The organism is Streptomyces sp. NPDC050988 (assembly GCF_044456225.1).
In the GTDB taxonomy this organism is placed as follows: domain Bacteria; phylum Actinomycetota; class Actinomycetes; order Streptomycetales; family Streptomycetaceae; genus Streptomyces.
In genome coordinates, this window is the sequence record NZ_JBITFQ010000043.1 from 29,592 (window position 1) to 47,393 (window position 17,802).

At 70.8% G+C, this 17,802-nt stretch carries 17 protein-coding genes and 2 tRNA genes; 3 read left to right on the plus strand and 16 right to left on the minus strand.

The features are described from left to right. Positions 1-50: 50 nt before the first annotated feature. From ACIBEI_RS45795 to ACIBEI_RS45810, 4 genes are all read right to left on the minus strand, one after another. A tRNA-Ala gene (locus ACIBEI_RS45795) sits at positions 51-123 on the minus strand. 313 nt (positions 124-436) lie between these two features. Further along, on the minus strand, positions 437-670 hold the full coding sequence (locus ACIBEI_RS45800) for a hypothetical protein (RefSeq protein ID WP_010986886.1): 234 nt from the start codon (positions 668-670) through the stop codon (positions 437-439). Positions 671-673: 3 nt separating this feature from the next. Continuing rightward, positions 674-847, minus strand: coding sequence for a hypothetical protein (locus tag ACIBEI_RS45805; protein WP_398897114.1), 174 nt, complete (start codon positions 845-847; stop codon positions 674-676). Positions 848-913: 66 nt separating this feature from the next. After that, the gene (locus ACIBEI_RS45810) at positions 914-2,395 is read right to left on the minus strand and encodes an MFS transporter (protein ID WP_398897115.1); all 1,482 of its coding nucleotides are present in this window, start codon (positions 2,393-2,395) and stop codon (positions 914-916) included. A gap of 94 nt (positions 2,396-2,489) precedes the next feature. Between ACIBEI_RS45810 and ACIBEI_RS45815 the strand changes: the two genes are divergently transcribed. Then, complete coding sequence (locus ACIBEI_RS45815; RefSeq protein ID WP_398897116.1) at positions 2,490-3,410, plus strand: helix-turn-helix transcriptional regulator; 921 nt, start codon at positions 2,490-2,492, stop codon at positions 3,408-3,410. Between the two features lie 4 nt (positions 3,411-3,414). Here ACIBEI_RS45815 and ACIBEI_RS45820 read toward each other — a convergent pair. The 7 genes from ACIBEI_RS45820 to ACIBEI_RS45850 form a co-directional block, all read right to left on the minus strand. Continuing rightward, positions 3,415-3,487: transfer RNA gene (locus ACIBEI_RS45820), tRNA-Ala, on the minus strand. Positions 3,488-3,736: 249 nt separating this feature from the next. Further along, entirely contained in the window at positions 3,737-4,396 is a 660-nt protein-coding gene (locus tag ACIBEI_RS45825) for a histidine phosphatase family protein (RefSeq protein ID WP_398897159.1), read from the minus strand. Positions 4,397-4,434: 38 nt separating this feature from the next. Then, entirely contained in the window at positions 4,435-4,881 is a 447-nt protein-coding gene (gene rsfS / locus ACIBEI_RS45830) for a ribosome silencing factor (protein ID WP_269648559.1), read from the minus strand. A gap of 389 nt (positions 4,882-5,270) precedes the next feature. After that, positions 5,271-7,085: an LCP family protein gene (locus ACIBEI_RS45835; protein WP_398897117.1), complete on the minus strand. Its 1,815-nt coding sequence runs from the start codon at positions 7,083-7,085 to the stop codon at positions 5,271-5,273. 16 nt (positions 7,086-7,101) lie between these two features. After that, complete coding sequence (gene nadD / locus ACIBEI_RS45840) at positions 7,102-7,776, minus strand: nicotinate-nucleotide adenylyltransferase (RefSeq protein ID WP_398897119.1); 675 nt, start codon at positions 7,774-7,776, stop codon at positions 7,102-7,104. Positions 7,777-7,823: 47 nt separating this feature from the next. Further along, positions 7,824-7,988 carry a hypothetical protein gene (locus tag ACIBEI_RS45845; RefSeq protein WP_186000990.1) on the minus strand — a complete coding sequence of 55 codons (165 nt, stop codon included), beginning with the start codon at positions 7,986-7,988 and terminating at the stop codon, positions 7,824-7,826. A 185-nt stretch (positions 7,989-8,173) separates the two neighbouring features. Then, positions 8,174-8,329 (minus strand): hypothetical protein, encoded by a 156-nt coding sequence (locus ACIBEI_RS45850; protein WP_186000991.1) that lies wholly within the window; start codon positions 8,327-8,329, stop codon positions 8,174-8,176. A gap of 101 nt (positions 8,330-8,430) precedes the next feature. Here ACIBEI_RS45850 and ACIBEI_RS45855 point away from each other — a divergent pair, with 101 nt between their 5' ends. Beyond that, positions 8,431-9,552, plus strand: coding sequence for a M48 family metallopeptidase (locus ACIBEI_RS45855; protein ID WP_398897120.1), 1,122 nt, complete (start codon positions 8,431-8,433; stop codon positions 9,550-9,552). A 463-nt stretch (positions 9,553-10,015) separates the two neighbouring features. Here ACIBEI_RS45855 and ACIBEI_RS45860 read toward each other — a convergent pair whose 3' ends face one another. The 5 genes from ACIBEI_RS45860 to proB all read right to left on the minus strand — a co-directional run bounded on the left by ACIBEI_RS45860 (position 10,016) and on the right by proB (position 15,029). Continuing rightward, positions 10,016-11,083, minus strand: coding sequence for a hypothetical protein (locus tag ACIBEI_RS45860; RefSeq protein ID WP_398897122.1), 1,068 nt, complete (start codon positions 11,081-11,083; stop codon positions 10,016-10,018). A gap of 77 nt (positions 11,084-11,160) precedes the next feature. Next, a complete protein-coding gene (locus ACIBEI_RS45865) occupies positions 11,161-11,778 on the minus strand; it encodes a hypothetical protein (protein ID WP_398897123.1) in 618 nt (205 codons plus the stop codon). A 185-nt stretch (positions 11,779-11,963) separates the two neighbouring features. After that, positions 11,964-13,250, minus strand: coding sequence for a glutamate-5-semialdehyde dehydrogenase (locus ACIBEI_RS45870; RefSeq protein WP_398897124.1), 1,287 nt, complete (start codon positions 13,248-13,250; stop codon positions 11,964-11,966). A 74-nt stretch (positions 13,251-13,324) separates the two neighbouring features. Then, positions 13,325-13,783 carry a hypothetical protein gene (locus tag ACIBEI_RS45875; RefSeq protein ID WP_398897161.1) on the minus strand — a complete coding sequence of 153 codons (459 nt, stop codon included), beginning with the start codon at positions 13,781-13,783 and terminating at the stop codon, positions 13,325-13,327. A gap of 139 nt (positions 13,784-13,922) precedes the next feature. Then, entirely contained in the window at positions 13,923-15,029 is a 1,107-nt protein-coding gene (proB, locus tag ACIBEI_RS45880; RefSeq protein WP_398897163.1) for a glutamate 5-kinase, read from the minus strand. 393 nt (positions 15,030-15,422) lie between these two features. Here proB and ACIBEI_RS45885 point away from each other — a divergent pair, with 393 nt between their 5' ends. Then, positions 15,423-17,507 (plus strand): hypothetical protein, encoded by a 2,085-nt coding sequence (locus ACIBEI_RS45885; RefSeq protein WP_398897126.1) that lies wholly within the window; start codon positions 15,423-15,425, stop codon positions 17,505-17,507. The last annotated feature ends 295 nt before the right edge of the window (positions 17,508-17,802 follow it).

Genomic DNA, 17,802 nt, shown 5'->3' on the forward strand with positions numbered 1-17,802 from the left:
AAAGGCGACCAGGTCCGCGCTTCTCGCGGACCGGGTCGCCATCGCATTTGTGGAGCTAAGGAGATTTGAACTCCTGACCCCCTGCATGCCATGCAGGTGCTCTACCAACTGAGCTATAGCCCCGTGCGGTGTTCCACCGGACTTCCCCGGCGGCGACGCCAACATTACCGGTCCCCCGGGTGCACCACCAAATCGTTTCCGGGGCGAACGGACAAGCAGGACAAGAGGGATGCCGCACCGGATAGCGCACCGGACGGCGCTCGCCTTCGTGACCGCGATCGCGCTCCCTGGTCCGGCTCATCGGCCACGCGCGCGTGGAGGACGTCTGGCGGGCCGCCTCGGCGCCCCTCACGGGCTTCCTGGGGTACCTCGGTCGCCGGGTCCCCGGAACCGCGCGGGAGGCGCGCCTGGGCCCTGTGGCGAACCCCGTCCGGCGTCAGGCAGTGGCGAAGGAATAGAACCGTTTGAGCGTGCAGTGCTCGTCGAGGAGACGGCCGTAGATCGGCTCGCCCTCCAGCTCGCGGTACGTCTCGATCGGGTCGCCTTTTATGATCAGCGCCCGGGCGCATTCCTCGCACCAGTACTGGTAGTCGTGGTTGACCGGCTCCATGTCGCGCACGATGGGCGTACCACTGCCGCACCAATCGCACTTGCGCCTGTGTGCACCCATCGATCAGCTCCCGCTGTGGCCGCAGGCCGTGCACACGTAGGAAATTCCGCCGCTGTCGCCGAGAAGCAGGGCGACGTGGGCCGAACCGCGGGAAGGACGGTCGAGGCGAGTGATCCGGTCCCGTGTCACCTCGGATCCGGGAAGGTCGCCGACCTCCCCGAGGATGCTCGCAGGCATCGCCACTCCCTCCCGTCGGGCCGCCCCTTCCGGCCGTTTGATTCTGCCACGGCCGGGCCAATACGGTCAGCGACGCCTTCGTACCAGTCCGGACACGGCACCCGTCGCCGCGGTCGCGGCCAGCGCGAACATGCAGACGAGAAGCGCGTCCGAAGAGGTATACGCCCCCGGGGCCCCAAGTGACTCAAGCCGATTCAAGAAGAGTGTGCCGAACATCGCGACACCGATCAGCTGGCCGAGCTGGGTGACCGTGGCGAGCAGGCCGCTGGCGTCCGCCGCGTCCTCGGGGCGCACGGTCGCGAGCGCCCGCGTGAGCGTGGGACTGAAGCCGAGCGCGAGCCCCGTGCCGACACCGGCGAACGCGACGTACAGCCAGAAGCCTGCCCCGTGGCCGTCCCGCAGCGCCAGGCCCACGCCCGCGACGGAGAGCGCGGCGAGGGCGAACCCGGCCGGGACCAGGGCGCGTTGCCAGGAGGCGGGCCACCCGCGCCAGGTCAGCCCGACCAGCCCGAAGACCACGGCGGTCGGCGCGAAGGTGAGTCCCGCGCGCAGCGCGCTGAAGCCGAGGCCGCCCTGGACGTGCAGGGTGAGCGCGAACAGGAAGCCTCCGTTGACCGCCATCACGGCCATGATCCGGAAGACCGCGAGCCCCATGCCGGGGTGGCGCAGCACCCTGGGCGCGATCAGCGGGGTGCCGCCGCGCCGGGCGAGCCGGGACTCGTAGGCGCAGAACAGGGCGAAGGCGACCGCGGCGGCCGCGAGGGACAGCCAGGACCACAGGGGCCAGTCCTCCTCCTGCCCGAGCACCAGCGGCACCGTGAGAAGCGACACCGCCGCGCCCAGAAGCACCAGGCCCGGCAGGTCGAGCCGGTGCGCGCGCTCCGGAGCGCGTGCGTCGTCGCGTGGCAGGAAGCGCGCGCCGAGCGCCAGCAGTACGAGGCCCACGGGCACGTTCACCAGGAACACCGGGCGCCAGCCCGTGCCGAACAGATCCGCGCTGACCAGGACCCCGCCCAGCACCTGCCCGGCCGCGGCGCCGGTCGCGAGGACGGCCGCGTACAGGCCGAGGGCCCTCCCGCGGGCCTCGCCGGTGAAGTTCCGCTGGATGAGGCTGAGGACCTGCGGGATCATCACGGCCGAGCCGGCTCCCTGGATCAGCCGGAAGGCGATCAACTCGCCCGTTCCCTGGGCGAGTCCGCAGGCGAGCGAGGCCGCCGTGAACAGGGCGAGACCTGCCAGGTGGACGCGGCGGTGGCCGAGCAGGTCGCCCAGGCGGGCGCCGGTGATCAGCAGGACGGAGTACGTGATGGCGTATCCGGCGACCACCAGCTGCAATTCGGCGCCGGAGGCGTGGAGTTCGGCACCGATGGTGGGGACCGCGACATTGACGATGAAGACGTCGAGGAGCGCCATGAACTGGGCGGCGAGGACGATCGCGAGCAGTCGTCCGGGGCGATTGTCAGTGTCGGGAGTTTTACTTGTGGCAGGCCTTGGTCCGGGACCGGATCCTGGTTCGGAGTCCGGGCCGGCGGGGGTTGTCGTCGTCATGGCATCGAGCGTGGGGGCGGGCGGGTACGGGTGCGGAGAGCCCGCCGATGCTGGTACTGACAGCACCTGGCAGGGGCCGGGTCCGGGGTCGACGATGGGGGATGTGACGACGATGGCCACGACACAGCGGCGTCGGCCGGAGCTGGCCGCCTTCCTGCGGAGCAGGCGGGCGCGGGTGACACCGGCCGATGTGGGGATGCCGCCGGGTCTGCGCCGCCGCACGCCCGGGCTGCGGCGCGAGGAGGTGGCACAGCTGTCGGGGGTCGGCGTCACCTGGTACACGTGGCTGGAGCAGGGACGGCCGATCAACGCGTCACCACAGGTGCTGGACGCCGTGGCGCGCACGCTGCGGCTCGACCAGCCGGAGCGCGAGCATCTGTACGACCTGGCGGAGGTGCCGTACACGCACGGCGCCGGGTCGACCACGCTGACCGTGGGTCCGGAGGTCCAGGAGATAGTCGACGCCCTCGACCCGAGCCCGGCCGTGGTCTACAACGCGCGGTACGACATCCTCGCGACCAACCCGGCCTACCGGGACCTGTTCTTCGTGCCGGAGACCCGCCCGTCCGGCGGTGCCGTCCGCAACGCGCTGTGGACGCTGTTCACGGCCTCGGAGGAGGACTGTCCGCTGGTGTTCCGGGAGAGCGAGCTGCCGGTGATGGTGGCGACGCTGCGGGCCGCGTACGGAAGACATGTCGGCGAGCCCGTGTGGGAGGACTTCATACGCAGGCTGTCGGAGGTCAGCGGACACTTCGCCCGGCTGTGGCGGAACGGGGACGTGGCTCCGCCGGGACCACGTGTGAAGACGTTCCGGCACGTGGCGGTGGGCGAGTTACGGATGACGTCGGTGTCGATGTCGGTCGACGGGATGCCGGAGTGCCGGGTCGTGGTCTACCGGCCGGCCGACGAGGAGACGAGTGCGCGGGCGGCGCGGCTGAGGGAGATCCGGCGGCAGCGGAGGGCACGAAAAATCCCGCCCCCTGACAGGGACGGGATCATCGATCTGCGGAGCTGATCTGTGGAGCTAAGGAGAATTGAACTCCTGACCTCCTGCATGCCATGCAGGCGCTCTACCAACTGAGCTATAGCCCCTCGCGGTGTCCGATCCGGCTTCCCGGCGGCGGAACAAGAAGAACTTTAGCCTGCGACCAGCCGGAAAGTGAAATCCGGTCCCGCGGGGCATCGGGGGCCCGGACAGAGGGCCCGCCGAGGTGCCCTGCGGGTGCCCCAAGGGGCGCGGGTTCCGCCGCGGGACGCGACCGGCCACGACGGATCCGCGGGTGAAGCCCCGCACTTCCGTCGGAGCCGTCGGAGCACTCCGCTGAGCGCTTGGCGGAGCGCCTAGTCGTCGTCGCCCAGTACCGGCTCCGGCAGTGTCCCCGCGTTGTGTTCCAGCAGTCGCCAGCCGCGGGCACCCTCGCCGAGGACGGACCAGCAGCAGTTGGAGAGGCCGCCGAGGCTCTCCCAGTGCTGGGACTCCAGGCCGAGGAGGCGGCCAATGGTGGTGCGGATCGTGCCGCCGTGGCTGACGACCACGAGCGTGCCGTCGTCGGGGAGCTTGTCGGCGTGCCGGAGCACTACGGGGGCCGCGCGGTCGGCGACCTCGGACTCCAGTTCACCACCGCCCCGGCGGACCGGCTCGCCGCGCTTCCACGCCGCGTACTGGTCGCCGTAGCGCGCGATGATCTCCTCGTGCGTCAGGCCCTGCCAGACGCCCGCGTAGGTCTCGCGCAGGCCCTCGTCGTGGGTGATGTCGAGGCCGGTGAGTTCGGACAGTTCAGCGGCCGTGTTCGCCGCCCGCTTCAGGTCCGAGGCCACGATCGCGTCAGGCTTCAGGGACGCGAGCAGCCGGGCGGCGCGGCGGGCCTGGCCCACGCCGGTCTCGGTGAGCTCGACGTCCGTCGTGCCCTGGAAGCGGCGCTCCACGTTCCACAGCGTCTGGCCGTGGCGCCACAGGATGACGCGGCGCCCACGGCCCGCCTTCTTCCCGGTCTCGGACAGCGGCCTGCCGTCCGCCGCCGGCTGCCCCGCCCCGGCGGTCACCGAAGCTCTCCGCGCAGCTCGGCGGCGTCCTCCGCGTCCTGGAGCTCGGCGTGCTCGGCGCCCTTGCCGCGCGTGGCCTTCGCGTCCGCGGGCAGGTCCAGCTCGGGACAGTCCTTCCAGAGCCGCTCCAGCGCGTAGAACACCCGCTCCTCGCTGTGCTGGACGTGCACCACGATGTCGACGTAGTCGAGCAGGATCCAGCGTGCGTCGCGGTCGCCCTCGCGGCGCACCGGCTTCGTGCCGAGCTCCTTGTTCAGCCGCTCCTCGATCTCGTCGACGATCGACTTGACCTGGCGGTCGTTGGGCGCGGAGGCCAGCAGGAAGGCGTCCGTGATCGACAGCACGTCGCTGACGTCGTACGCGATGATGTCGTGCGCGAGCTTGTCGGCGGCCGCCTGCGCGGCGGTGGTGATGAGCTCGAGAGAGCGGTCAGTGGCGGTCACTACAAGGCTTTCCGTAGACGGTCAGGTGTCCCCGAGGGGTTGGGGCCTGTGCGGCGGATCATGCCGGAGACGCGGGGTCTGGCACGCGCGTCCGCGCTTGCCGGACGCCATCGCACTCCTCCGGCCTGCTCCGCCGGGCAGGCCCTGCCCCAAGGGTCTCACGGACCGCCGACAGCACCCCACGCGATTAACCGATCACGCCGCAGGGCACTGCCGGTGCCTCCGGACCGCACCCGGGCACGCCCGGCGCCTCTACGGGGGCGGGCCCGGTGCCTGTACGGAGCACCTGGCCCCGGAGCCTCAACCGAGCGCCCACACTGAGCGCCCGACCCACCACACGGCCTGGGCACCCCGAGGGCACCCCCCGACACCCGCCCATCACCCGCTCGTCAGCCGCCCGACGAACCCGCCGAGCCGCCCACCTTGTAGTCCTGGCCCAGTACGACCGACACATCCGCGTTCGACGTGGTCTTGCCCTTCTTCACCGAACTCGTCGGCAGGCCGAGCGTCTTGGCGACCTCCACCGCGTCCTCCTTCTTCGCGGCGTCAGCGTATGTGACCTGGGACACGGCCTGGGCGACATCGGTCTCGCCGCCGTCGACGAAGGTGTAGCCGCCGTTCAGCAGGACGACCCTGGCCTGTTCGGTGGCGTCCTTGTCGCCCGTCGAGTTGCGGATGCCGACCTGGACGGCCGCGCCCTTCTCGGGGCTCTTCGCGGCGCCGCCGAGCACGTCCTTGACCACGCTGTCACTGGCCTGCGGGCTGAGCCTGCCGTCCGTCTGGACCGGCAGCAGCGCCGTCTTGTAGTCGCCGCCCTTGGCGTGGTCGGCGAGCTTGGCCAGGAAGGCGCCCAGGTCCTTGTCGCTCAGCGAGGGGTCGAGGATCTGCGCGAGCGTCTGCACGGTGGTCGTCGCGGCCTGCGGGTCCGACGACAGCTTGCGCAGCACTCCCTGCATGACCTGGCCGAACCGCTCCAGCTGGGCGTTCTGCGACTCCCCCGAGGCGCGGTACGTGGCGTACGCGACGGCCATCTTGCCGCTCAGCGTCTGCTGCTCGCCCTTCTTGACGAGGGGCGCCTCGCCCTTCTTCTTCGCGTCCGGGTCCGGCACGTCCGTGTTGGTGTCGATGTCGATGTTGCCGACGAGTTCGACGAGGTTGTTGAGGTACGGGGTGTCGAGGCGCCAGGTGCCCTCGACGTCGGTCCCGAGCACTGTGTCGATCTCGTCGCGCGTCCCGGAGGACCCGTCGTCGTCGACCGACTTGGCGAGCGTGGTCGTGGTGCCGTTGTCGTCGGTCAGGGCAAGGGAGTTGGGCAGCAGGACGGTCGTGCCCTGCTTGGTGGTGGTGTTGTTGACGAGCAGCGCCGTCGCCGTGCCGCCGCCCTTGGTGTTGTGCAGGTGGACGATGATCACGTCGCGGTTCTGGGCACCGCCGGCGGTGGTCGTGCCGGATGCCGACTCCGAGGACGTGCCCGGCAGACTGCCGTCGTACCAGAGGTAGCCGACCCCGCCGACCGCGACCAGCGCGAGCGCCACGACCAGGGCGACGACACGGCCGCGCGCCCGCCGCTTGGCCTCCTCGCGCCGCTCGGTGCGGTTCTCGGTGAACTTCAGCCAGTCGATGACGTCTTCGGATTCCTCGGGCTGCTCCTCCACGAAGGCGAACTGCTCGGTCCGGTAGTCGCGTTCGCCCTGTTGCTGCCCGTCGCCCTGGCGCCCGCCTCCCTGCCGCCCGTCCTCCGGCGGCTCCTGGGACCCCGGGGACTCCGCGGGGCGCGCCTGCTGCGGGATGTAGGCGGTCTGCTCCGCGACATGGGCGTGGGCCTGCTGCTGACCGGTGTCATAGGGCGCCACAGGTTGCTGCTGACCCGTGTCATACGACACCACGGGCGACGCCTGCTGCCCCTGCTGGCCCGTCGCGTACGGGTCGTACCCGTACCCCTGCCCGTATCCCTGACCCTGGTGGTCCTGGTGGCCTTGCTGCCCCTGGTACGCCTGCTGGCCCTGGTGGCCTTGCCCGTACCCCTGCGCCTGCCCCCCGTAGGGGTCGTACGAGCCGTACTCCTGCTGGGCCTGGGGGGCCTGTGGAGTGTGGGGAGTCTGGGAAGGTGACGGCACCTGCCGGTACACAGGCTGCCCGAACTCGTCGTAGCCGACGAGCTCGTACTGGTCGCCCCCGTACCCAGCGTCGTATCGGTCGTTCACCGGTGCCCCTCTCGGCTCACTCGCCGCGGTACAGCTCTCGCTTGTCGATGTAGCGCACCACACCGTCCGGCACCAGATACCAGACCGGGTCGCCCTTCGCGACCCTCGCACGGCAGTCTGTGGACGAGATGGCGAGCGCGGGAACCTCGACGAGCGAGACACCGCCCTCCGGCAGACCGGTGTCGGTCAGTATGTGGCCGGGCCGGGTGACCCCGATGAAGTGCGCGAGGGAGAACAGCTCTTCGGCATCGCGCCAGGTGAGGATCTGGCCGAGCGCGTCCGCGCCGGTGATGAAGAAGAGGTCCGCGTCGGGGTTCAGCACCCGGAGGTCGCGCAGGGTGTCCGTGGTGTAGGTCGGGCCGCCGCGGTCGATGTCGATGCGGCTCACGGAGAACTGCGGGTTCTCGGCGGTCGCGATGACCGTCATCAGATAGCGGTCCTCGGCCGGGGAGACCTTGCGGTCGGTCTTCTGCCACGGCTGCCCTGTCGGCACGAACACCACCTCGTCGAGGTGGAACTGCGCGGCGACCTCACTGGCCGCCACGAGGTGCCCGTGGTGGATCGGGTCAAACGTTCCGCCCATGACGCCGAGGCGGCGCTTTCCCGGGTTCGACGGGCCGTTTCCCGGGCCGCGCCGTGCGCTGTGCGCCGTGCCGCCCGTCGGACCGGTAGGCATGTCCTGCTCTCCCATGCGTGCAGACCCTACCGGCCCCGACGACGGGTCCGGTCGCGCGGGCGTCAGCGGTCCCGGTTGAAGCGGGTGGTGATCCACAGCAGCAGCATCAGGATGAAGAAGGCCCCGCCGCCGGTCAGGTAGGGGCTGAGGCTCTCGTGGTTGCCGCCGTGCTCCTCGCCCTCGGCGGCGAATGTGACCAACTGGGCAGCGGTGCTGTGGAAGCTCATCTTCGGCAGGACCTATTCGGTGAGGGCGGGATAAAGACTTCGGCACATCCTAGGCGGGGCCTGTCGCCGGTATCACTCCGACTCCGCCGTCGGGACCGCCCGGTGTCGGCCGGGAGATCCTTCCCCCTTCTCAACCGTCCGGAACCTTCCGTGGGTCTAAGTGGTCGGGAACCTTCCGCCCGGCCTCACTCGTCCCGTTTGTAGCCGCGCAGAAGGAACCAGGCAGTCAGCACACAGCCGACGACCATCACGATCAGCACGACACGGAGGAGATTCCCCGCCCCTTGCTGCTGGGCGGCGCTCGCGGCCTCGGTGAGCCAGGGCTCGGGGAGATGCTCCATGACGTACGACTCCTTCGCTGTACTGCCCGTCCACGGTATCTCCGCCTAGGCTGGGCCCCGCCTTGGGGGCACAGAAGGCAATCAAACGCATGGGGGACCACATGCCAGAAGAAAGCCACGAGAACGTACCGAGCAGGCAGCGCCGGCGCTTCGAGGGGATCTCCTCCCGGGCGTACGAACACCCGGCGGACCGTTCGGCCCTGGTCGCCCTGCGCAAGCTCAGCGGCTTCGACACCGTTTTCAAGGCGCTCAGCGGCCTGCTCCCGGAGCGCAGCCTGAGGCTGCTGTTCCTGTCGGACTCCGTGCGCGTCTCGGACGCCCAGTTCGCGCACCTGAACGTCATGCTGCGCGACGCCTGTTACATCCTGGACCTGGAGAAGGTCCCGCCGATGTACGTCAACCAGGACCCGCAGCCGAACGCGATGTGCATCGGGTTGGACGAGCCGATCATCGTCGTCACCACCGGCCTCGTGGAGCTGCTCGACGAGGAGGAGATGCGGGCGGTCATCGGCCACGAGGTGGGCCACGCCCTGTCCGGCCACTCCGTCTACCGCACGATCCTGCTCTTCCTGACCAGCCTCGCCCTGCGCGTGGCGTGGATCCCGCTGGGCAACCTCGCGATCATGGCGATCGTGACCGCCCTGCGCGAGTGGTTCCGCAAGTCCGAGCTGTCCGCGGACCGCGCCGGTCTCCTGGTCGGCCAGGACCTGAAGGCCTCGATGCGCGGCCTGATGAAGATCGCGGGCGGCAACCACCTGCACGAGATGAACGTGGACGCGTTCCTCGCCCAGGCCGAGGAGTACGAGGCCGGGGGCGACCTCCGCGACTCGGTGCTCAAGATCCTCAACGTCATGCCCCGCTCGCACCCCTTCACCACGGTCCGGGCGGCCGAGCTGAAGAAGTGGGCCGAGTCCCGCGACTACCAGCGGATCATGGACGGTCACTACCCGCGCCGGGACGAGGACGGGGACACCTCGGTCACGGACTCCTTCCGCCAGTCGGCCGCGAGCTACGCGACCGACGTAAAGAACTCGAAGGACCCGCTGATGAAGCTGGTCAGCGACATCGCGGGCGGCGCGGGCGACCTCGGCGGCCGGGTCCGGCGCGGCTTCGGCGGCTTCGCCACCGGCAGCGGAGGCTCGAGCAGCAGCTCCCCTCAGGACCAGCCGCCCACCGACAGCCCGGACGACGAAAGCCCCAACGGAAGCAACGGCAGGCCCTGACCGCGGGAAGCGCCCTGAGCCCGGGCTCTCCACGGCCCCGGAAGCCCGGGACCGGACCGGCCCGAGCCCGGGCGCGCCGCGATCCCGGCCCTCGGAAGCCCCGGCGCCACAGCCGGCCCGGAGCCACAGCCAGCCCGGAGCCGGAAGGGCGGGCCGGAGCCACCGCCAGACTGGAGCCAGAAGTCGGAGCCGGAGCCATACAGCTCGGGGCCGAACTACGGCTCAGGGCCCGAACTACCGCCGTGCCCCGAACCACGGCACGGCGGCCCAGGCAGCCAGTCGGGACGCGACCGCCCAGCCAGCCAGGACACGGCCGCCCAGCCAGTCAGCCAGGACACGGCCGCCCAGCCAGCCAGTCCGGACCCGCGGCGGCCCCAGGCAGCCAGTCGGGACACGGCTGCCCAGCCAGTCGGTCCGGACCCGCGGCGGCCCAGCCAGCAGCCGGAAGGCCCAGGGGGCCGAACTACAGCTTCGGCTGGGCGCTCGCCGCCAGTGACCCGCACAAGGACGTCGCGCTGCCCGTCGCGTACGGGTCGGTGCCGGCCGGGCCGCCCGCCCTGGCCGTCTCGCCCGCGAGCAGCGGCCGCAGATGGTTCGTCGCGTCCTCGGCGCAGGCCAGCGGCCCGGCCTGGACGTACGAGACGACCAGCTCGGTCTGGTGCATGCGCAGGTCGTCGCGGTCGAACCGGAAGTGCAGCTCGCGCCGCACGGTGAACAGCGACGCCTTGGCCTTCTCGTCCGAGCCGGTCGGCCGCAGGGCGTAGACGAAGGTGTGGTCCGCGCTGACCTCAAGGGTGTCGGAGTCGGTCTCGGCGGCCGACAGCGTGCCCTGCACCCGGATCTTGCTGTCGGCCAGCTCCGCCTGATTGGGATCGAAACGAACCAGCCAGCCGGTGGGCGCGTGCCGCCCGTCCGCGGTCGGCCGCTCGAAGCTCTGGTCGAACTGGTCGAGCTGCTGCGGGTCAAGCCGTATCCGCACGGACCGGGTCGCGCCGCCGGTGAGGACGTCCGGGTCGAGCGAGGACTCGACGAGGTAGTCCTTCGCCGTGGTCAGCGCGGTGACGACCTGGCTGTCGGAGAAGTGGGCGGTGCGCCGGGAGGCGGGCAGGGTGATGCCCTCGGCGCCGATGCGGAACTGGTCGGCCGGGCTGTGCGCGTACAGCGACTCGATGTCGGTGGAGCCGGGCACGGCGTTCTGCGGCGCGAGCGGTATCACGGTCATCCGCAGCGGCTCGGGATGCTTGGCGGCGGGCGTCTGGTACGGATGGCGTACGCCCATGTAGATCGCGGTGCCGAAGGCCACGGCGATCAGCAGGACGAGGATCAGCGCCTGCCGGGACAGGCCCCGGCGCATCTGCGGGCGGCGCCGGACGGCCGGGGCGTGGTCGCCGATCCGCTCCTGCGCGGAGAACTCCTGGAGGCGGGCAGCGCGGACGAACGACTCGTCGAAGACGACGGATCGATACTCTTCCTCGCCACCACCAGGAGCACCCTCGGGGGTCCCCTCAGGTGGGTCTCCAGGTCCGCCCATACATTCAGAGTAGGTCGCAGGGACCTCAGGTAAACGCCCTGGTACACGACAAGTTCTGACAGGACCTCACGGAAGCCCTACGGCGTGCGCGGCACCGCCGAGACGGCTGGCTGGGAATAGTCGGCCGAGGCCGAGGGACCCACTCCGCTTCCCTGTTCGAGGCCTGTGGAGGCGGGCGGCGGGACCTGGTCCCGGCTGCCCGAGGAAGCTCCCCGGTAGACCGCCGTGAAAGCGAGCGCGACCATGCCGATCCCCATGACGAGGGCGAGCATCCAGGCGACGGGACGGTGCCAGCGGGCCTGCTTCCCGTACGTCCCCGGGTGGCCGTAGCCGCCGTGCAGGACGTCTCGGTCGTCGAGGTCGTCCAGCTCCGGGTCGTGGCCGAAATCACCACGTCCGTCGGGTCCGAATCCGTCGTCGAAGAACTCGTCGTCGCCGCGTACCCCCCGGGGGTGTGTCCGGCGGGCTTCGGCCTCGGAGGCCTCGGCTCTCGCCTGGGCAGCGGCCAGGAGGCGCTCGACCGCGGTCGGTTCGTGAACCGTTGCCGCCCGTACAAAGGCCTCGTCGAAGACCACGGAGGCGAACTCTTCGTCCGCACCCCCGCGGTCGCGGTCGTCGTCGGGCTCCCAGCCGTCAGGGAACGGCGTGCCCCCCACGTCCTCCGGCACGGATCCAGAGTAGACCGGGGTGGTCAATTTGGGCAGACGGTATGGAAATTCATCCGCCTGGCGAGACGCTTTCCGCGGGAGTCCCCAAACACTCCGCGCGGGGATTTCTCGGCGAGGTCCCCGAGCGCCCCTCGGCACGTCCGGGAGAGGCCCCTGGACGCGCCCCAGGGAGCCTCTTCAGCCATGCCGCGACACAGCCGGCGGCCCGCTGCTCAGCGGCGGATGTGCCCGTCGCCGGTGACGATGTACTTCGTGCTCGTCAGCTCCGGCAGCCCCATCGGCCCGCGCGCGTGCAGCTTCTGCGTGGAGATCCCGATCTCGGCGCCGAAGCCGAACTGGCCGCCGTCGGTGAAGCGCGTGGACGCGTTCACGGCGACCGTCGTGGAATCGACCAACTGGGTGAACCGGCGGGCGGCCTGCTGCGAGGTGGTGACGATCGCCTCGGTGTGCCCGGAGCTCCAGAGCCGGATGTGCGCGACGGCCTTGTCGAGCGAGTCGACGACGGCTGCGGCGATGTCGTACGACAGGTACTCGGTGTCCCAGTCCTCGGTCGTGGCCTCGACGACGGTGGCCCTGGAGTCCTTGGCGTACGCGAGGACGCGCTCGTCGGCGTGCACGGTGACCCCGGCGTCCGCGAGGGCGTCCAGGGCGCGCGGCAGGAACTCGGGCGCGATGTCCTGGTGGACGAGGAGCGTCTCGGCGGCGTTGCAGACGCTGGGCCGCTGTGCCTTGGAGTTGACCAGGATGTCGATCGCCATGTCGAGGTCGGCCTGCGCGTCGACGTAGACGTGGCAGTTGCCGGTGCCGGTCTCGATGACCGGGACGATGGACTCCTGGACGACCGTCTGGATCAGGGAGGCCCCGCCGCGCGGGATGAGCACGTCGACGAGACCGCGGGCGCGCATCAGCTCCCGTACGGACTCCCGGCCCTCGCCCGGCACGAGCTGTACGGCGTCGGCGGGCAGGCCCGAGCCGCCCACCGCGTCGCGCAGGACCCGTACGAGGGCGGTGTTGGACTCGTACGCGGAGGACGAGCCGCGCAGCAGGACCGCGTTGCCGGACTTCAGGCAGAGGGCGGCGGCGTCGACCGTCACGTTCGGGCGGGCCTCGTAGATGATGCCGACCACGCCGAGCGGGACGCGGACCTGGCGCAGGTCGATGCCGTTCGGCAGGGTCGAGCCGCGGACGACCTCGCCGACCGGGTCGGGCAGTGCCACCACGTCGCGTACGTCCGAGGCGATCGCGCGGATCCGCTCGGGGGTGAGCGTCAGCCGGTCGATGACCGACTCGCTGGTGCCGGCCTCACGGGCGCGCTCGACGTCCTTGGCGTTGGCCTCGACGATCTCGCTCGTACGGACCTCCAGCGCGTCCGCGATCGCGAGCAACGCGTCGTCCTTCTCGGCCCGCGGAAGCGGAGCGAGGTCTGCGGCGGCGCCCTTGGCACGGTAGGCGGCCTGGGTGACCGGGGACATCGAGTCGTACGGCGAGAGCGTGGTCATATCCCGCAGGGTAGTGCGCCCGCGAGAGCTGTTCAGCCGTTGTCCCACACCGCGAGACAGGTCCTGAAATGCCCCTAGAAAGGGTGTACGCCCACAGGTGTCGCCGGCAGTGGTCCGTATCCCTCGGCGATGCGCTGGTGGTAGGTCTCGCGGTCGATGACCTCCAGGCCGACGATCTCCCAGGGCGGCAGTTTCGCGGTCTGGCGGTGCTCGCCCCACAGACGCAGCGCGACCGCGGCGGCGTCGTGCAGGTCGCGGGCCTCTTCCCAGTAGCGGATCTCCGCGTGGTCGTTGGCATAGCGGCTGGTCAGCAGAAAGGGATGGTCGTGGGCGAGCTGTTCCAGACCGCGCCTGACCTCCTTCAGCGGGGCCTCGTCGCCCGAGACGCTCAGCGTGACGTGCCAGAGCCTCGGCAGGTCGCGCGGGTCCTCGACCTCATAGGTGTCGCCGGCCGCGACGCTGGTGAGGGCCCGCTCCTCGCCGGCCACCCGGGAGCCGACACCACCGCGGGACGCCGCCGCCCCAGGGCGCACTCGTCTCACGACGGCCTCCTTTACGCAATGGGTCCGCTCGGACTGAGGGGGTCTCCCTGAAACAAAGTTGAGCAGGTGGGAAGCCTCCGTGTGACGGTTTTACGGAACGTCCACCAGCGGGGGCCTTCCTTTCGGCCGTTTACGGGTGGAGCAGCACCAGATCGTCCCTGTGTACGACTTCGCGTTCGTACGCGGGACCCAGCTCGCGGGCCAGCTCGTGCGTGGAGCGGCCGATCAGTTGCGGGATCTCCTTGGCGTCGAAGTTCACCAGCCCCCGGGCGACGGCCCGGCCCGCGCTGTCGCGCAGTTCGACGGGATCGCCCGCGGTGAAGTCGCCCTCGACGGCCGCGATGCCGGCCGGCAGCAGGGACGTACGCCGCTCGACGACCGCGCGCACGGCCCCGTCGTCGAGGGTGATGGCGCCCTGCGGGGTTGACGCGTGCTGGAGCCAGAGGAGCCGGTCGGCGGAGCGGCGGCCCGTGGCGTGGAAGTACGTGCCGGTGTCCCGGCCCGCGAGGGCGTCCGCGGCGTGCACCGCGCTGGTCAGCACGACGGGGATGCCGGCCGCGGCCGCGATGCGGGCCGCCTCGACCTTGGTGACCATGCCGCCGGTGCCGACGCCCGCCTTGCCCGCGCTGCCGATGTCGACGTGCGCGAGGTCGGCCGGGGTGCGCACTTCCGCTATCCGCGAGGTGCCGGGCCTGCTGGGGTCGCCGTCGTACACCCCGTCCACGTCGGAGAGGAGGACCAGCAGGTCGGCGCGGACGAGGTGGGCGACGAGGGCGGCGAGCCGGTCGTTGTCGCCGAAGCGGATCTCGTCCGTGGCGACGGTGTCGTTCTCGTTGACGACCGGCAGCGCGCCCATCGCGAGGAGCTTGTCGAGGGTGCGTGAGGCGTTGCGGTGGTGGGCGCGGCGGCTCATGTCGTCCGAGGTGAGCAGCACCTGGCCGACGCGGACGCCGTAGCGGGCGCAGGAGGCGGTGTAGCGGGCGACCAGGAGGCCCTGGCCGACGCTGGCGGCGGCCTGCTGGCGGGCGAGGTCCTTGGGACGGCGGCGCAGGCCCAGCGGGGCGAGGCCCGCGGCGATGGCGCCGGACGAGACGAGGACGATCTCCTTCTCACCGCCGCTGCGGCCCTTGGCTAGGACGTCCACGAGGGCGTCCACACGGTCGGCGTCGAGGCCTCCGGACGCGGTGGTCAGAGAGGAGGAGCCCACCTTGACGACGATCCTGCGGGCCTCCGCCACTCCCGGCCTCGCCGCCTGTGCTGCCGCCCGCCCTGCCGCCTGCCTTGCCGCTGACACGCTGTACCCCAATGTTCCGACCAGCCCGGTCTGTGCAATCTACGTGACCTAGGGTGGCCGGCGCCGCCGCGTTTCGAGTGGCGGACGGCCGGGGTCCGCAGGAGACCCGAGTGAGGAAGACGAGAGAACCACCTCACAGGTTCCAGTCTTTTTAGCCCGAAATACGGTGAATGATCTCACGCAAGATTGCTAGCGGGCCCGCCGAAGTCATACGGTCAGGGATCGGCTTCCCGCTCGCACGAGGAACCGCGAGAAATCGCGGGGATTCGCGAGGCACGACGAGGCCGACCCCCATGCTTCCCCCCATCCGTCGCATCCCTCGCAGGAGCCCATTCCGTGCCCTCCGCCGGACTCGCCCCCCGCCGCATCGTGCAGCTGTCGGCGCTATTCTCGATGTTCGCGCTCTTCACGGCGCAGATCGTCTCCGCTCTGCTGCCGAACGTCCCGGTGTTCATCGCCGCGAGCGCCGCCGGGCTCGCCCTCGACGTGTTCCTGCAGTACCGGGACCCCGGTCTGCTCTCGCTCCTGGGCAAGGTCCGCTTCGACGTCACGGTCCGGCAGTTGCTGCGCGACATGCTGATCCTGGTGGGGCTCCTGCGGATCGAGGGCATCAACCCGACGCGCGAGCAGGCTCCGCTGCTGATCGCGATGTGCGTGTTCTACGCCCTGCACTTCGCCTGCCAGGCCGCCGCGGTCGTGGTCCGCCGCACTCGTACGCTGCCGATCGTCACCCGCAACATCGACGCGTCGGCGCTGCGCCTGAGCGCCGCGCCGCCGCGCGTCCTGGCCCGCCGCCCCGGTCACCGCCTGCTCACCTTCTCGATCCCGACCACGGCCGGCCTGATGGTCACCGCGGCCACCACGGACGCGTACTGGGGTGCCATCGGCATCGGCATCGCGCTCGTCCTGATCGGCGGCGGCACGGCCTACCTCGCCACCTGGCTGCTGCCGAAGAAGCGCGCCAAGAGCGAGCAGAAGGTCATGGAGTGGCTGGACAAGTGGCTGGCCGACTACCAACCGACCGTCGCCATGTACTTCTCGGGCGGTACGACCTCCGCGTACCAGGCGAACATGTGGCTCTCCACGCTCTCCTCGGTCGACGCCAAGCCGCTGATCGTGCTGCGTGAGCGCTTCATGGTGCAGAAGATCGACGCGACGGACGTCCCGGTCATCTGCTTCCCCAAGGTCTCGACGATGTTCTCGCTGGAGAACTCGACGCTGAAGATGATGCTCCACCCGGCCAACGCCGCGAAGACCTCGCAGGTCCTGCGCATCCCCACGGTCAAGCACGCCTTCATCAACCACGGCGAGTCCGACAAGCTGTCCTCCTGCAACCCGTACGCGAAGGCGTACGACGAGGTGTGGGTGGCCGGTCCCGCGGCGCGCGAGCGGTACGCGCTGGCCGAGGTCGGCGTCGAGGACAAGGACATCGTGGAGGTCGGCCGCCCGCAGCTGGCGCCGATCCGCCCCTACTCCGGGGCGCCGACGGGCACGTACACGACCGTGCTGTACGCCCCCACGTGGGAGGGCTGGGACGGCAACCCCGGCAACACCTCGGTTGTGCTGGCCGGCGAGAACATCGTGAAGCGGCTGCTCGCCGACGAGGGCGTACGGCTCCTCTACAAGCCGCACCCGATGACGGGTTCCGTCGACCCGCGTGCGGGCGCCGCGAACCAGCGCATCATGGCGATGATCCGTGAGGCCAACACCAAGCGGTCGGGCGCCCGTCCGGACGCCGGTGCCGCCGCCGAACTGACGCGCCGCACGGCCGAGTTGGACAAGCTCACGTCCACCGACTTCCGTGAGAGCGCGGACGAGATGGAGCGGATGCTGCTCCAGGGCGCGCCGCGGGGCGACCGCGAGGCGGCCATCGTCGAGGCCACGCTGGCCTGGGAGAAGGCCTACTGGGCGTCCTTCCCGGAGTGGGAGCACCAGATCATCACGGACGCACGGCCGGCCATCTTCGCCTGCTTCAACCAGGCGGACCTGCTGATCAGCGATGTCTCGTCGGTCGTCTCGGACTGGCTGTCGAGCGAGAAGCCGTACGCGGTCGCCAACACCTCGGGGATGTCCGAGGCGGCGTTCCGCGCGGGCTTCCCGACCGTGTCCGCGGGCGCCATCCTGTCGCCCAAGGCGGAGGGTGTGCCGGCGCTTCTGGAGTCGGTCCGCCACCCGGAGAAGGACCACTTCACGGCGGCCCGCGCCGAGCTCAAGGAGCACCTGCTCGGCCCGTCCGACCCACCGTCGCTGGCCCGCTTCAACGCGGCGATCGACGACCTCTGCACCAAGGCCGACGAGCGGCGCGTCCGCATGGAGTCCCGCCTCGCCGCGGAGATCCCCTCCCCGCGCTCCGCGAAGGAGGACGCGGCCGAGGAGGCCGCGCAGGACCCGAACGAGGCGGACGACTCCGTCAACGCGTAGCCGCTGCCGCGGGGAGCACGTGGAAGAGGGCCCGGAGATTCTCCGGGCCCTCTTCCTGTTTTGCTTGCGTGCGTGCGTTTTCGACTGCGGGCCCGGTGGGGGCTGGTCGCGCAGTTCCCCGCGCCCCTGAAGGTGGCTGGGGCCGACGGTCACGTGCCGCGTGCCGCTTGCCGCTTGCCGCTTGCCGCCGACGGTCACCCGTCGCTTTTAGGGGCGCGGGGAACTGCGCGAACGGCCCCCACCGGCCCGCGGTGAACACACAAACCGTGGGGGTCTGGGGGCGCAGCCCCCAGGA

Coding starts and splice junctions, on each gene's coding strand:
- ACIBEI_RS45800 (WP_010986886.1), bottom strand. CDS start 670: ATGGGTGCACACAGGCGCAAGTGCGATTGGTGCGGCAGTGGTACGCCC.
- ACIBEI_RS45850 (WP_186000991.1), bottom strand. CDS start 8,329: ATGGAGCATCTCCCCGAGCCCTGGCTCACCGAGGCCGCGAGCGCCGCC.
- ACIBEI_RS45855 (WP_398897120.1), top strand. CDS start 8,431: ATGCCAGAAGAAAGCCACGAGAACGTACCGAGCAGGCAGCGCCGGCGC.
- ACIBEI_RS45805 (WP_398897114.1), bottom strand. CDS start 847: ATGCCTGCGAGCATCCTCGGGGAGGTCGGCGACCTTCCCGGATCCGAG.
- ACIBEI_RS45815 (WP_398897116.1), top strand. CDS start 2,490: ATGGGGGATGTGACGACGATGGCCACGACACAGCGGCGTCGGCCGGAG.
- ACIBEI_RS45845 (WP_186000990.1), bottom strand. CDS start 7,988: ATGAGCTTCCACAGCACCGCTGCCCAGTTGGTCACATTCGCCGCCGAG.
- ACIBEI_RS45810 (WP_398897115.1), bottom strand. CDS start 2,395: ATGACGACGACAACCCCCGCCGGCCCGGACTCCGAACCAGGATCCGGT.
- nadD (WP_398897119.1), bottom strand. CDS start 7,776: ATGGGAGAGCAGGACATGCCTACCGGTCCGACGGGCGGCACGGCGCAC.
- ACIBEI_RS45870 (WP_398897124.1), bottom strand. CDS start 13,250: ATGACCACGCTCTCGCCGTACGACTCGATGTCCCCGGTCACCCAGGCC.
- ACIBEI_RS45860 (WP_398897122.1), bottom strand. CDS start 11,083: ATGGGCGGACCTGGAGACCCACCTGAGGGGACCCCCGAGGGTGCTCCT.